The organism is Synechococcus sp. CBW1006 (assembly GCF_015840525.1).
In the GTDB taxonomy this organism is placed as follows: domain Bacteria; phylum Cyanobacteriota; class Cyanobacteriia; order PCC-6307; family Cyanobiaceae; genus CBW1002.
In genome coordinates this window covers 3,049,190-3,062,929 of record NZ_CP060396.1, presented here as the reverse complement: position 1 = coordinate 3,062,929, position 13,740 = coordinate 3,049,190, and the positions used below count along the sequence as shown (strand labels likewise).

9 protein-coding genes are annotated in these 13,740 nt (G+C 68.0%); 5 read left to right on the top strand and 4 right to left on the bottom strand.

Annotation, left to right across the window (positions count from 1 at the left end; genetic code table 11):
* Position 1: 1 nt before the first annotated feature.
* From H8F26_RS14935 to H8F26_RS14915, 5 genes are read left to right on the top strand one after another with little or no spacing between them, the layout of a single operon-like run.
* Positions 2-4,435: a translocation/assembly module TamB domain-containing protein gene (locus H8F26_RS14935; protein WP_197155215.1), complete on the top strand. Its 4,434-nt coding sequence runs from the start codon at positions 2-4 to the stop codon at positions 4,433-4,435.
* Between the two features lie 52 nt (positions 4,436-4,487).
* The gene (locus tag H8F26_RS14930; protein ID WP_370594631.1) at positions 4,488-5,450 is read left to right on the top strand and encodes an ROK family protein; all 963 of its coding nucleotides are present in this window, start codon (positions 4,488-4,490) and stop codon (positions 5,448-5,450) included.
* A 7-nt stretch (positions 5,451-5,457) separates the two neighbouring features.
* A complete protein-coding gene (locus H8F26_RS14925) occupies positions 5,458-6,768 on the top strand; it encodes a glutamate-5-semialdehyde dehydrogenase (protein ID WP_197155199.1) in 1,311 nt (436 codons plus the stop codon).
* A gap of 10 nt (positions 6,769-6,778) precedes the next feature.
* Positions 6,779-7,150: a dihydroneopterin aldolase gene (gene folB, locus H8F26_RS14920; protein ID WP_197155197.1), complete on the top strand. Its 372-nt coding sequence runs from the start codon at positions 6,779-6,781 to the stop codon at positions 7,148-7,150.
* Complete coding sequence (locus H8F26_RS14915) at positions 7,147-7,737, top strand: triacylglycerol lipase (protein WP_197155195.1); 591 nt, start codon at positions 7,147-7,149, stop codon at positions 7,735-7,737. Before folB ends, H8F26_RS14915 begins: the two co-directional genes overlap by 4 nt.
* Positions 7,738-7,743: 6 nt before the next feature.
* On the opposite strand, the gene H8F26_RS14910 is transcribed toward H8F26_RS14915, so the two are convergent.
* The 4 genes from H8F26_RS14910 to glk form a co-directional block, all read right to left on the bottom strand.
* Positions 7,744-9,906, bottom strand: coding sequence for a M3 family metallopeptidase (locus tag H8F26_RS14910; protein WP_197155193.1), 2,163 nt, complete (start codon positions 9,904-9,906; stop codon positions 7,744-7,746).
* 52 nt (positions 9,907-9,958) lie between these two features.
* Positions 9,959-11,545, bottom strand: a complete 1,587-nt coding sequence (locus H8F26_RS14905) for an NAD(P)H-quinone oxidoreductase subunit 4 (protein WP_197155192.1) — start codon at positions 11,543-11,545, stop codon at positions 9,959-9,961.
* Positions 11,546-11,687: 142 nt separating this feature from the next.
* On the bottom strand, positions 11,688-12,635 hold the full coding sequence (thrB, locus tag H8F26_RS14900) for a homoserine kinase (RefSeq protein WP_197155190.1): 948 nt from the start codon (positions 12,633-12,635) through the stop codon (positions 11,688-11,690).
* A gap of 70 nt (positions 12,636-12,705) precedes the next feature.
* A complete protein-coding gene (gene glk, locus H8F26_RS14895; protein WP_197155188.1) occupies positions 12,706-13,731 on the bottom strand; it encodes a glucokinase in 1,026 nt (341 codons plus the stop codon).
* Between the last annotated feature and the right edge of the window lie 9 nt (positions 13,732-13,740).

The following is a 13,740-nucleotide window of genomic DNA, read 5'->3' as shown; positions in this document are numbered from 1 at the left end:
CATGGCGGGCTTGCCGGATTCATCACCATCGGCGGCCAGCTGGTACCGGACGACGACACCCCTCTCCTGCCGGCTGCCCTGGCTGCTCGGCCTTGGCGCTGCCGCGGGTCTGGCCTGGTTTGGGGCTGACCACCTGGCCCGCACCGTCTTCGACCACTGGAAACCACGGCTGGAGCGACAGCTGAGCCAGGTGCTGGGCCATCCGCTGCAGCTCGGGCCTTACCAGGGAATCGGCCTCTCGGGGCTGCAGGTGGGACCCTCGAGCCTGGGGCCAGGTGCCCAGGACCGCTCCGAGGCCAGGGTGGCGGGCCTGGGTGTGGCTCTCGACCCGTTTGCGAGCCTGCAACGCTGGACTCCGGTGCTGGATCTGCAGGTGCGCGGTGCCGAAGCCGATCTGCGCCGCAATGCACGCGGTCAGTACTGGGTCCTGGGTAGCCCAACTCGCAACCAGAAGCCACCATCACTGGAGCTGCGGATCAACCTTGCTGATCCGGCACAGCTGCGGATCGCCCCTGCCGGTGTCGACCTGCGCCTCGGCGGCAGGGTCGGCCTGATGCTCCAGGAGCGTCGGATCGACCTGAGCGGCCGTCTGCAGCCGGCCGAAGGTCCTGGGCTGGTGGCGATCGAGGCGGGGGGGCGCTGGGATCGCCAGCGCTGGCAGGCACAGCTCAACCTCCAGCGCCTGCCGGTGAACCTCCTGCAGCGGTTCACGCCCCTGCAGGGCCACACCACCGGGCAGCTGGACGGCCGCCTGGTCCTGGCCCTGAGCCAGGGACGGCCCAGCTGCCGCGGAGCCGTCAGTCTCAAGCAGCTGCGCTGGCGACCCCCTGGGGCGAGCCCCGGCAGCACCACCGGAACGGGAAAACGAGCCGCAACCGATATCAGCAGCCCCACCGCAGACCTGCGCTGCGAAGGCGACAGCCTGGTGCTGGAGCGGAGCATCTGGGGATTGGGAGGCTGGAGCGGCAGCCTGGCCGGTCGGGCCCACCTGCCCCGCCAGCAGGTCAGCCTCAGCTTCAAGGCCCAACCACCACGTCGGGCTCGGGGCAGCCGCACCGCAGCGGCCTTGCCGGCCTTGCCGGCCTTGCAGGGAACGGCGGCCGGCCGCTGGAGCCGTCAGGGCCTGGCGGTCTCCTCTCTGCAGGTGAAGGGCGGTCGCTCCCAGCTGTCGGCCTCCGGCAGGGTGGGGCCGCTGCTGGCGTTGAACGGAACCTGGCGGCTGGATCCCAGCGACCTGCCACTGCCACCCAGCGCCCCCTCCTGGCTGACCGAGCAGACGCTGGCGGGCAGTCTCCAGCTGAGCGGGACTGCGGCGGCACCGGCGTTGGCGGTGCAGGTGCCCCGGCTCACCAATCCCCTCACGGGAGACCTACGGGCTTCTCTGGTGTGGCGTAAGGGGTTGCTGCGGCTGGATGACCTCAGGGGTCCCTACCTGCAGGCCAGCGGTCAGCTGCCGTTACAGCCCTCCCATGAAGGCGGTCTGCGCACCGGGCCGCTGGAAGCTCAGCTGCAGCTCACAGCCTTTCCCCTGCAGAGGCTGGATACCCTCGTCGGCACAAGCCTGCGGGGTGAGCTCAGCGCCTCCGGCCGGATCCACGGCCCGCTGCAGGATCTCAGCCCCGACCTCGACCTCGAGCTGGCTGGCCCCGGTGCCGGTCCCCTCAGCCTGAGCGAGACCTGGCAGGGCCAGCTCAAGGGCACCGGTGCAGGCGCCAGTGCCCTGCAGATGCAGGCCAGCACAGCCAGCGGCGGCAGCCTCAAGGCCGGCCTGGACCGTTCCTGGATGCCGGTGGCCCTCGAACTGACGCGAGGTGGTGGAACGCTCACTCTGACGGGCCGTCCAAGCGCCTACCGCTGGCAGGCCAGCGCCTTCCCTCTTCAGGGCCTGACCCTGGCCTTGGGCCCCCGCAAGCACCCCCAGCCATTGCAGGGCGAGCTCAGCGGTGACGGCAACCTGGCGTTGCAACCACTGGCCTTCGGCGGCTGGGTGACCCTCGCCCAACCGGTCTTCCTTGGTGTGCGGGCCCAGGAGCTGCAGGCCGGATTGCGCTATGCCGACCGGCGCTACCGGCTCACGGCTGATCTGGAACCCCTGGCAGGCGGCTCCATCGCCGCCACCCTCACCGGCCGATGGCAGGGTGCCTACCGGGCCCAGCTGGAGGGACGGGGCCTCACCACCGATCTGTTCCGTCAGCTGGCCCAGGCCCTCCCTCTCTGGCGTGGTGAGGAAGGTCCTCCCCAGGGCAATGCCGCCGACCTCGGCGATCTGGTGATCGATCAGCTGGGGGGCAGCCTGCAGGACCAGCTCATCGCCCTGCAGCGCGCCCGTGAGCGACTGAACCTTGAAGCTGCAAACTCTGCCCCCGAAGACCTGCGCGAGCGCCTTGCCGCCACCCAGGCGCTGGTCGACACGGACCTCACCCTCAGCGGACCGAACCTGGCCCAGACCCACGTGGATCTGAGCGCCAAAGGCCATCTCTGGCTGCGGGGCACCGCTGAGGACCAGGCCCTGGCCCTGGACCCGTTTGTGGTGAGTCTGCAGGGGCCCATCCGCCATGGCGAGGGCAGCTTTGATCTGGCCAGCCTGCCGCTCAGCCTGCTGGCCTTGCTCACCCCCGTCCCCGGAAGCCTGCAGGGATCGCTCTCGGCTAAAGGACGGTATCGGCTGGGCAACGGCCAGCCGGAGCTTGAGGCCGAGCTGGCCCTGCATCAGGGGCACCTGGGCGAAGCCGATCTTCAGCTGGAGCGGGGCAGCGTACTGCTCAAGGATGGTTTCCTCGACACCGACCTGGCCCTGCGTGCTGCCGGAGCCACGAGCGCCGTCGATTTCACCGGCCGCATCCCACTGGATCCTCAGGCACAGGGTCTGGAGGTGCGCCTGGCCAGTCGCGGCGATGGCCTGCGCTTCCTCACGACCCTGGCCGGGTCGACGCTCGACTGGAAAAAAGGTAGTGCCGACATGCAGCTGCTGGTGCGGGGCAGCCTGGCCGATCCGATCGCCAACGGCTTCCTGAGGCTGCGCGAGGGCGAACTGCGCTTCATCGGCCAGACGGTGACGGCCCTCGAGGCCACGATGCTGTTCGACTTCCAAGAGCTCCTGCTGCAGGAACTCACGGCCCGGGTGGGCGAGAAGGGTCAGGTCGAGGGCAAGGGAAAACTCGGTCTGGTACGGCCGGTGTCACCTGAACCCAGCCTCACCCTCACCCTGAAGCAGGTGCCATTCAAGCTGCAGCGGATCGACGCCTTCAGCGACGGTCAACTGGCCTTTGGCGGCAGCCTGCGGGCTCCACTGCTGGGCGGAAATCTGGCGATCCGACAGGGAAGCGTCAATGTCCAGCCGGGCCAGGTGGCTGCCGGCGCTGATGGAGCGGGGGCAAACCAATCAAGCGATGGAGGCGAATCCGACGCCAGCAAGCCAGCCGCAGGAGCCAACCCGGATGTCAATGAACTGCTGCAGCGCAACTGGGCCTTTGACCAGCCGCTGGTGCTGCTGGGCCCGGAGGTGGACAGCAGCACCAGCGACGCCCTACGCAAGGCGATACCGAATTTTCCCTACCTGCGATTCAGGGATCTGACCCTGCGGCTCGGTCCTGATCTCAAGGTGACCGTGCCGAACGTGGCCAGCTTCAGCACCGGTGGCTCCCTGCGGCTGAACGGACCGCTGGATCCGAGCCTTCAGGCCGCCGGCGTGGTGCGGCTGCTGGGCGGTCGGCTCAACCTGTTCACCACCAGCTTCAACCTCGACCCCGATGCCCCCAACGTGGCGGTGTTCACGCCGTCGTTGGGACTGCTGCCCTACCTGGACATCGCGTTGCGCACCCGGGTCTCCGAAAATCTCTCCAGCAACCTGGGCGCCAACACCGGTTCAGGGCTGAGCCTGGCGGAACTGGAGGCCCAGGGAGGCTTCAGCTCCTTCAACCAGCTCAAGCTGGTGCGGATCACCGTGAGTGTCAGCGGGCCGGCCGATCGCATTGCCGAGAACCTTCGGCTCACCAGTGATCCACCCCTGCCGGAGGAGCGGTTGGTGGCCCTGATCGGCGGCAACTCCCTGGCGGGGCTGAGCGGCGGCAATGCCGGTGCCGCCCTGGCCACGGCCCTGGGGCAATCGTTGCTCTCGCCTCTGCTCGGTTCACTCAGCGATGCCTTCGGGCAGCGGGTCAGCTTCGCCCTTTACCCCACCTACGTGAGCCCGGTGGTGTCCCAGGCCGAGGAACTGCGCTCTCGCCAACTGCCGCCGCAACTGGTGCTGGGCTCGGAAATCGGCCTCGACATCACCGAGCGCTTCAATGCCGCGGTGCTGGTGGCACCGAACCGCTCCGACATCCCTCCACAGGTGACCCTGAACTACAAGGCCTCCGAGAACATCAACCTGCAGGGGTCGTTCGACACCCAAGGGGCCTGGCAGACTCAGATGCAGCTGTTCTTCCGTTTCTGACTCAGTTGTTGAAGGTGGCGCGGCAGGATCAGCCGGCCCTGCCATGGCGGCGATGGCCCAACTGATCGGGATCGACGTCGGCGGAACCGCGATCAAGCTCGGCCGCTTCGACCAGGACGGCCACTGCCTGGCGGAAGCGGAGGTGGCCACGCCCCAGCCGGCCATGCCCGGTGCCGTGACCATGGCGATCGCCGAAGCTGTGGAGACCATCGACCCGCAGCGGCTGGCGCCATGGGTGGGCATCGGCCACCCGGGCCCCAGCGACCAGGCGGGTCGTGTGGCGCGCATCGCGATCAACCTGCCCGGCTGGCAGGACGTCCCTCTGGCCACCTGGCTGGAACCGATGCTGGAGCGTCGGATCACTCTGGCCAACGATGCCAACTGTGCAGCCCTGGGTGAATTGCGCTTCGGCGCGGCACGCGGCTGCCGTGACGTGGTGCTGCTCACTCTGGGAACGGGGGTTGGAGGGGCGGTGATCCTGCAGGGCAACCTGTTTCTCGGCCATCGTGGCGCCGCTGCCGAACCGGGTCTGATCTGTCTCGATCCGGATGGACCGGAGTGCAACAGCGGCAACCGCGGCTCCCTGGAACAGCACTGCAGCATCAGCGGTCTGCAGCGGCTCAGCCCCCTCTCACCCCAGGAGCTCTGCCAAAGGGCCGATGATGGAGATGCTGCCGCGATCGAGGTCTGGAGTGCCTATGGACGGCTGCTGGGGGTGGGGATCACCTCACTTCTGTACCTGTTCACGCCGGAGCGGGTGCTGATCGGCGGCGGCCTCAGCGGCGCCTGCCACCATTTCCTGCCAGCCGTGTGGGAGGAAGTGACGCGGCGGGTGCTGCCGGTGAGCCGCGAGGGCCTGGACATCCGCCCCTGCGAGCTCGGCAATGGCGCCGGCCGGCTGGGGGCCGCCCTGCTGGCCCTTGAGCGCCTCAGCGCTGGGGAGACAACTCTGATCGGCGCAGCGGAAGTCGACACGATGGAGGTCGACGGAGCAGCGGCTGACGGCTTGGGATGATGAATGGATGAGCCCGTCCATCCCCGATCCGAGCCCGGAACTGCTGCGACGCGCCGCCGCCGTTCGCCGGGCCGCCACCGCCCTGAGCCAGCTCAACGACGACGCCCGCCGCCAGGCGTTGCACGCCATGGCCGACGCCCTCGAAGCCGAGGCCGACCGGATCGTGGCGGCCAACCAGGAGGATCTCGAGGCCGCAGCGACCGACGGACTGGCCCCAGCCCTGGTGGCACGGCTCAAGCTGGATGCCGCCAAACTCGCCGGCGCGATCGCCGGAGTTCGGCAGGTGGCGGACCTGAGCGATCCCATCGGCCGACGCCAACTTCACACCGAGCTGGATCAGGGGCTGGTGCTGGAGCGTGTGAGCGTGCCCCTGGGCGTGGTGGGGGTGATCTTCGAGGCCAGGCCCGATGCGGTGATGCAGATTGCCGCGCTGGCGATCCGCTCTGGCAACGGCGCCATCCTCAAGGGCGGTCGTGAAGCCAGCCGCAGCTGCCAGGCCATCCTCAACGCCCTGCAGCAGGGCCTGGTCAACAGTGCCGTGTCTCCGGACGTGCTGGACCTGCTCACCACCCGTCAGGAAAGCCTGGCCCTGCTCAAGCTCGATGGGCTGGTGGATCTGATCATCCCGCGCGGATCCAATGCCCTGGTGCGTTTCATCCAGGACAACACCCGCATCCCCGTGCTCGGGCATGCCGATGGCATCTGTCACCTCTACGTGGATGCCGCAGCCGATCCGGCCCAGGCGCTGAGGGTGGCCCTGGACAGCAAAACCCAGTACCCGGCGGCCTGCAACGCAATGGAAACGCTGCTGGTTCATGAAGCGATCGCCCCCACCTTCCTGCCACAGGCGATCGATACCTTCGCCGCCGCCGGTGTCGAGCTGCGGGGTGATCCGGCCGCATGCCGATTCGGCATCACACTGGAGGCAACGGAGGACGACTGGCGCACCGAGTACTCCGATCTGGTGCTGAGTGTGAAGCTGGTGCCGGATCTGGAGGCTGCCCTGGAGCACATCCGCCAGTACGGATCGCGCCACACCGATGCGATCTGCACCACCGATCCCGTCGCGGCTGATCGGTTTCTGGCGGCGGTGGACAGCGCCGGGGTGTATCTCAACTGCTCCACCCGCTTCGCCGATGGCTTCCGCTATGGCTTCGGAGCGGAAGTGGGCATCAGCACCCAGACCCTGCCACCCCGGGGCCCGGTGGGGCTGGAGGGGCTGGTGACCTACCGCTACCGCCTGCGGGGCGACGGTCATATCGCCTCCGACTACAGCAGTGGCATGCGTCACTTCCTGCACCATCCCCTGCCCCTCTGAACAGCCCCGCATGCTCATCCATGTGCGCGATCTACGGCTCTGGGCCCACGTGGGTGTGCTGGATGAGGAGCGGCAACTGGGCCAGTGGTTCACGGTGTCGTTCAGCCTCGACGCCGGTCTGAACGCCGCCAGCCAGAGTGATCAACTCGAGGACACCCTCGACTACAGCCTGGCGATCCGTGCCCTGCAGCAGCAGGCGAACCAGCTCTGCTGCCTCACGATCGAGCACTACGCCAGCCGCATGCTGGATCGGCTTGAACAGATCTATGGGCCCGTGCCGATGCGGCTGGAACTCTGCAAGTGCCAGGCACCGGTTCCGGGATTCACAGGACACGTGGCCGTGGAGCTGACGCGCAACTGGCCGGCCACGGACCTGCGGTGAGCCCGCCTCTGGTGCTGGTGCATGGGCTGTGGGACACACCGCGCCTGTTTCGCCACCTCGAGGCCGCCCTGGCCGGTGGCCGAAGCGAGCGGCTCGTGCCTCATCTCCCCCATCGCTGCGGGCACACCTCCCTGACGGTGCTCGCTGAACGGCTTGGCGAACGGATCAAGGCCACCTATGGCGCCGATCTCCCCATCGATCTGCTCGGCTTTTCGATGGGCGGTGTGATTGCCCGCCTCTGGCTGCAAGGGCTGGGTGGGTATCGGCGCACACGCCGCTTCTTCAGCCTCGGCAGCCCCCAGCAGGGCAGCCTGCTGGCCCTGCCCTGGCCCCAGGCGCTGATGCCGGGCCTGGCGCAAATGAAGCCCGGCAGCCCGCTGTTGCGTCAACTCAATGACTATATCTCGACGCTCAAGGCTGTGGAATGCCACAGCCTTTTCTGCCGCTGGGACCTGATGGTGGTACCCGGCTGGACAGCCGTGCTGCCGGTGGGAACGCGCCAGGAGCTTCCGGTCTGGACGCACCGGCAGCTGCTCACCGATCCCGCCGCCCTGACTCCTCTGACAGCCTTGCTGCTGCAGGAGTAAGGCAGCTCAGGCCGTCACCAGGCCCGAATGACGAATCAGGGCATCGGTGCTGGGAGCACGGCGACGGAAGGCCGCAAAGATCTCCGCCGGCGAGCGGCTGCCCCCCAGGCTGAGCACGGTGTCGCGGAAGCGGCGACCGGTGGCCACCACCGCCTCGTCCCGATCCAGGCCCACCTCCTCAAAGGCACTGAAGGCATCGGCGCTGAGCACCTCGGCCCACTTGTAGGAGTAGTAGCCGGCCGCATACCCCCCCGCGAAGATGTGGGAGAAGGCGCAGAGAAAGGCGTCGTCGTCGATCGGAGCCAGGACTGTGGTGGTCCTGGCGATGGCCCGTCGCATCTGGTCTGGGGTGAGGCCACAGCTGGGCGTCCAGCTGCTGTGCAGGCGCAGGTCGGTGAGGGCGAAGTGCACCTGCCGCAGCGTGGCGCTGCCGCCCATGAACGTGCGCGCCGCCAGGAGCTTGCGGTAGTCGGCCTCGGGCAGGGGCTCGCCGCTCTGCCAGTGGCGGGCCATACCCATCAAGGTGGCGCGGTCATAGCACCAGTTCTCCATGAACTGGCTGGGGAGCTCCACCGCGTCCCACTCGACGTTGTTGATGCCGGCCGCCTGGGGCCGCTCCACGGTGGTGAGCATGTGCTGCAGGCCGTGGCCGAATTCGTGGAAGAGGGTTTCCACCTCCTCGAAGGTCATCAGGCTGGGCACCTCCCCGACCGGTGGGCTCTGGTTGCAGATCAGATAGGCCACGGGCAGCACGGGCTGGCCCGCCTCACTGCGGCTGCGGCCGAGGCAGTCATCCATCCAGGCGCCACCGCGCTTGCTGCCGGGGCGGCTGAAGGGATCCAGATAGAAGAAGGCCAGCGGCTCCCCACTGGCGGCATCCAGCACCCGGAAAAAGCGCACGTCCGGGTGCCAGAGCGGCGCCTCACCATCGGCCACCTCGATGCGGATGGCAAACAGGCGCTGGCAGAGGTCAAACAGTCCCTGGAGCACCTGCTCAAGGGGAAACCAGGGCCTCAGGGCCTCACTGTCGAGATCAAAGGCCTCGCGGCGCAGCACCTCCGCCCAGAAGCTCACATCCCAGGGCTGCAGATCGCTGGCCTCCGGGGCGTCGTGGCGGCCGGCGCAGGCCGCCAGCTCCTTCAGCTCGGCCTCGGCCACCGGGTAGGCCGCAACGCGCAGCTCCTCCAGCAGACGCTCGACCGCCTCGACGGAGTCGGCCATCTTGGCGGCCAGGCTCACCTCGGCCCAGTTGGCAAACCCGAGCCGCTCCGCCTGCTCGCGCTTGAGGGTGAGGATGCGCTCGATCAGCGGGGCATTGTTGAGCTCGCCACCGGAGGCGCGGCTCACCTGGGCGCGGTAGACCCGCTCCCGCAGATCACGGCGCCGGCTGTACTTGAGGAAGGGAAAGGCGCGCGGCGCATCGAGCCCCAGGCGCCAGGGGCCCTCGGCCGCCGTGGCGGGGCTGCCATCGGCGCGGTTGTCGCCGGCCTCGCGGGCCGCCTGGGCCAGCAGCTCCCGCAGGCTGGCGGGCAAGCCCTCAAGATCGGCCTCATCGCTCAACACCAGGCTCCACTGGTTGGTGGCGTCGAGCACATGGTTGCTGAAGCTCGTGGCCAGTTCCGCCAGCTCCTGGCTGGCGGCGCTGAAGGCCTCCTGGGCCGGGCCCTCCAGACCCACGCCGCGCAGCTGCATGTCCCGCAGTTCAGCGGTGAGGATGCGCTGCTGGGTGGCATCGAGGCGCAGAGCGGATCCCTCGGCGGCGCCTTGGTGCTGCGTGTCCAACGCCTGCAGGGCGGCATAGACGACTGAACTCTGGCCAGCCCGGTTGCCGAAGGCGACCACTCCACCCTGCTGCTGCTGGTGGGCCTGCCGCAGCTCCGGCGTGTTGCAGACCCCGTTGAGATGACTCACCACACCCCAGCTCCAGCGCAGCCGCTCCCCCAGCCGCTGGAGCGGATCCATCACCTCGTTCCAGGTCAGGGGAACGTCGTCATGCAGCCGGGAGCTGAGTTGATCTTCCAGGGCCGAGAGGCCAGCGTTGAGCTCTTCCAGTAACGCCGGAATGGCCTGATCCACCTGCTCCGGAGTGATTGCATCGAACGGGGGCAGTCCCTGACCAACCAGCAACGGGAGGCTGGGATCGGCAATGGCAACGGCGCTGGGCGTCATGGCTGGGAGCAGTCTGGCTCCCATTCCACAGGGTTGGCGGAGCGGCCGTGGTTCAGCCGAGGGCGGTCAACCGACCCAGGGCGATCTGGGCCTGATCGGCCAGCTCGGTGGCCAGGGCATTGGTGCTGGCTTCGTAGAAGTCGATCGCCACGCGAGGCCAGAAGCCGATCACGAGGGTCGGAACCAGCAGGCTGAGGCCGATCAGGAGCTCGCGCGGCTTCATATCGCCCACCACGGCCAGGGCGGGGATTCTGGGTCCGAAGAACACACGCCGGCAGAGCGAAAGCAGATACACCGGCGTCAGCACCAGGCCGATGGCCGCCAGCACGATCGTGATCACCCGGAATCCCACGGTGAATCCGTCATTAGCGGTCACCCCGAGGAAGACGGTGATCTCACTGACGAAGCCGCTCATGCCCGGCAGGGCCAGGGAGGCAAGACAACTGGCCAGGAAGAAGGCGAAGGTGATCGGCAGGGCCTTGGCCAGGCCGCCCATGTTCGGGATCGAGAGGGTCTTGGTGCGCTCGTAGAACACGCCGGTGACGAAGAACATGGCCGCGGCGATCAGGCCATGGCTGATCATCTGCAGCTGGGCACCGCTGATGCCGAGCGCATCAATGGCACCGATGCCCAGCAGCACGAAGCCCATGTGGCTCACCGAGCTGCAGGCGATGCGGCGCTTGACGTTGTCCTGAGCGAAGGCATTGAAGGCGCCGTAAATGATGTTGACGATCCCGAGCACGATCAGCGCAGGAGCCAGTTGCAGATGGGCTTCGGGCAGCATCTGGACGTTGAAGCGCAGCAGGGCATAGCCCCCCATCTTGAGCAGGACACCAGCCAGGAGCATCGAGACCGGCGCATTCGCCTCGCCATGGGCATCCGGCAGCCAGGTGTGCAGCGGGAAGATCGGCAGCTTCACGCCGAAGCCCACCAGGAAACCGAGATAACAGAGCAATCCGAAGGTTCCACCGGGGGAGCGGGCGGCCAGCTCGGACAGATTGAGGGTGAATCCATCACCGGACAACGCCAGGGCCAGACCACTGATCAGGATCAGCAGGGACGCCGTGGCGGTGTACAGGATGAACTTGGTGGCGGCGTACTGGCGCTGGTTGCCACCCCAGATGGCGATCAACAGATAGACGGGAACCAGCTCGAGCTCCCAGGCCAGGAAGAACAGCAGGAAATCCTGGGAGAGGAAGACCAGTCCCTGGGCTGAAGCCTGGATCAGCATCAGCGCGAAATAGAGGCGTGTCTTGCGATTCACCGACCAGCTGGCCGCCACCGCCAGCAAGGTGACCAGCCCGCTCAGCACCACCAGGGGAGCGGAGAGGCCATCGGCGGCAAGCGACCACTCCAGGCCGAGGGCAGGAACCCAGGGCACCCGCTCGACCAGCTGAAGACCGCTGAGGCCACCTTCGAAGTGGCGGCTGAACACCCAGAGCATCAGGGCGAAATCCAGCGACAGCACCCCGAGGGCGATGCCCCTCGGCAGACGGGGATCGCTGCCATCTCCCGGCAGGAGGGGCATGACCAGGGCTGCCGCCGCCGGCAGCAGCACGATCAGGCTCAGCCAGGGAAAGGAGGCGGAATCGAACACAGAGGGGGAGGACGCGACCAGAAGGAAGAGGTTGGCGTCCATCACCAGAAAGCGACTTGTTGTTGGCCTCCTGAACCCCGAACCACAACGTTCTGTGGCACGTGAAGGAAGTTGCGGCGAATCTATCAGCTCGACGGTCTCATCCTGAGCAGAAATACTCAGCCCACAGGGTTGATCTGCCGGCTCAGCGCAGGGGCAGGGGTTCCCACTGACTGCCGCGGTGGCGGATGCCCAGAACTTCGGAGCGGGCCGACACCCCCTCCCGCTCCCAGGCGGTCACCATGGCCTGGCCCACCGCCTCGGTCACAGAGTCTGTGCCCAGGGCCAGCAACGTGGGACCCGCTCCACTGATCACACAGCCCCAGGCGCCAGCCGCGATCGCCGCCTCCCGCACGGCCCGTCCCCCCTGGATCAGCCCCCAGCGGTAGGGCTCGTGCAAACGGTCGTGCATGCCATCGGTGATCAGATCCCCGTTGCCGGTGCGCAGCCCCTGCAACAGCAGCGTCAGAGCACCGAGATTCATCACCGCATCGGGGATCGGGATGCTCTTGGGCATGGCCCGGCGCGCCTCGCTGGTGGTCAGCCGGATCGACGGGATCGCCACCACGACCCTGACCTGATCCGACCATTCACAGCGCACCACCCGCCAGCGATGCGACGCCGCCTTGGCGGTGAGGCAGAGGCCACCCACAAGGGACGGCACCACGTTGTCGGGATGGCCCTCGATGTCGATGGCCAGCTCCAGCAGCTTCTCCTGACTGAGAGGTTCACCCACCAGGGCATTGGCGCCCACCAGGCCCGCCACGATTGCCGTGGCACTGCTGCCGAGGCCACGGGCCGGCGGCACCGCCAGGCGGACGCGAGCCTCCAGGGCCACCGGCTCCTCGCCGGCCTCCCGCCAGACCCGCTGGGCGGCTCGGTACACGAGGTTGTCGGGCCCACCGCGCAGGTGGGCGCCTTCGCTGCCCTCGATGATGAGATCGAAGCGATCACTGCCGCCTTCGATGCAACGCAGCTCGAAGCGGTTATCCAGCGGGAGCGCCGCTCCCAGGCAGTCAAAGCCGGGCCCGATGTTGGCTGTGGTGGCGGGCACATCCACCAACACGCCCTGGCCGATCTGGGGACGCACCATCGGTATCTGCCTTCCGCACACGGGTCCTAAGCGGCCAGTGTCCCACCCGCTGGGGCGGGAGCGGGTGCATTCAGTGCAGCAGCATGCGCGCGCGACAGGCGGCGCTGAACAGACCGATGCCTTCATCGACCACAGCCGTGATCGGCAGGGAGGCGAGCTGGGGACGCAGGCGCCCCTTGCCGAGGAAAGCCTCCCGAAACGTTGTGGAGCCCAGCTCATCGAGCAATTTGGCAGCAGTGCCGCCGGCCAGCCAGAGGCCTCCTCGGCTGAGGCCGGTGAGGGCCAGGTCCCCACAGACGCTGCCATAGGCCCCCAGCCACAGATCGAGGGCCTCCAGGGCAAGCGCATCGCCACCGGCGGCGGCGCGGGCGGTGGCGGCTGGCAGATCCTCAGGAGCTTCTGTGCTGTCTCCCTGCAAGGCCGCCTGCCAACGCTCGGCCACCGGGGCCAGGGGGTGGCCCTGGGCGGCGGGCCGCTCCGCCAGCAGCCAGCGGGCCACATGGCCAAGCCCGGTGCCACTCACCACCCGCTCGATCGAGACCCGCTCCAGCTGGAGGTCTGCCTGCAACCAGCACTTCAGCTGCCATTCGGACTCGGAGCGCGGTGCGAAGGTGCCGTGGCCCCCTTCGCTGGCCATGGCCTGCAGGCCCTCACTGGTAGGAACCCCGTAGGCCACACCCAGTCCAGTGCCAGCCCCCACGATCAGCAGGGGGGCTGAAGGCTCAGGCACTCCGGGATGAAGCTGCACCTGCTGATCGGCGCCGAGATGGGGCAGGCCGTAGACCAGCACCGCGAAATCGTTCTCGAGTTCGAGCCTGGGGATCGTGCACTCGCGAGCAAGCGCCTCACTGCTCAACTGCCAGGGGAGGTTGGTGAGCTGGGCCCGCCCAGCCTGCACCGGTCCAGCCACGGCCAGACAGGCGGCATCAGGCCGCTCCTCACCCTCCAGGAACGCCTGCACCATCGGCGCCAGATCGGGCCAGGCGGCGGAGGTGAAACGCTGCTGCCGCAAACACTCCAGTCCATCCGCTGTGCTGCGGTACAGAGCCAGGAGTGTCTTGGTGCCGCCGATGTCACCTGCCAGCAGGGTGGTCATCAGGCCGGC

Excerpts from the sequence above, each read along its gene's own strand:
- H8F26_RS14905 (WP_197155192.1), bottom strand. The coding sequence starts at position 11,545 with ATGGACGCCAACCTCTTCCTTCTGGTCGCGTCCTCCCCCTCTGTGTTC.
- thrB (WP_197155190.1), bottom strand. The coding sequence starts at position 12,635 with ATGGTGCGTCCCCAGATCGGCCAGGGCGTGTTGGTGGATGTGCCCGCC.
- H8F26_RS14910 (WP_197155193.1), bottom strand. The coding sequence starts at position 9,906 with ATGACGCCCAGCGCCGTTGCCATTGCCGATCCCAGCCTCCCGTTGCTG.
- H8F26_RS14925 (WP_197155199.1), top strand. The coding sequence starts at position 5,458 with ATGAGCCCGTCCATCCCCGATCCGAGCCCGGAACTGCTGCGACGCGCC.
- folB (WP_197155197.1), top strand. The coding sequence starts at position 6,779 with ATGCTCATCCATGTGCGCGATCTACGGCTCTGGGCCCACGTGGGTGTG.
- H8F26_RS14930 (WP_370594631.1), top strand. The coding sequence starts at position 4,488 with ATGGCCCAACTGATCGGGATCGACGTCGGCGGAACCGCGATCAAGCTC.
- H8F26_RS14935 (WP_197155215.1), top strand. The coding sequence starts at position 2 with ATGGCGGGCTTGCCGGATTCATCACCATCGGCGGCCAGCTGGTACCGG.
- glk (WP_197155188.1), bottom strand. The coding sequence starts at position 13,731 with ATGACCACCCTGCTGGCAGGTGACATCGGCGGCACCAAGACACTCCTG.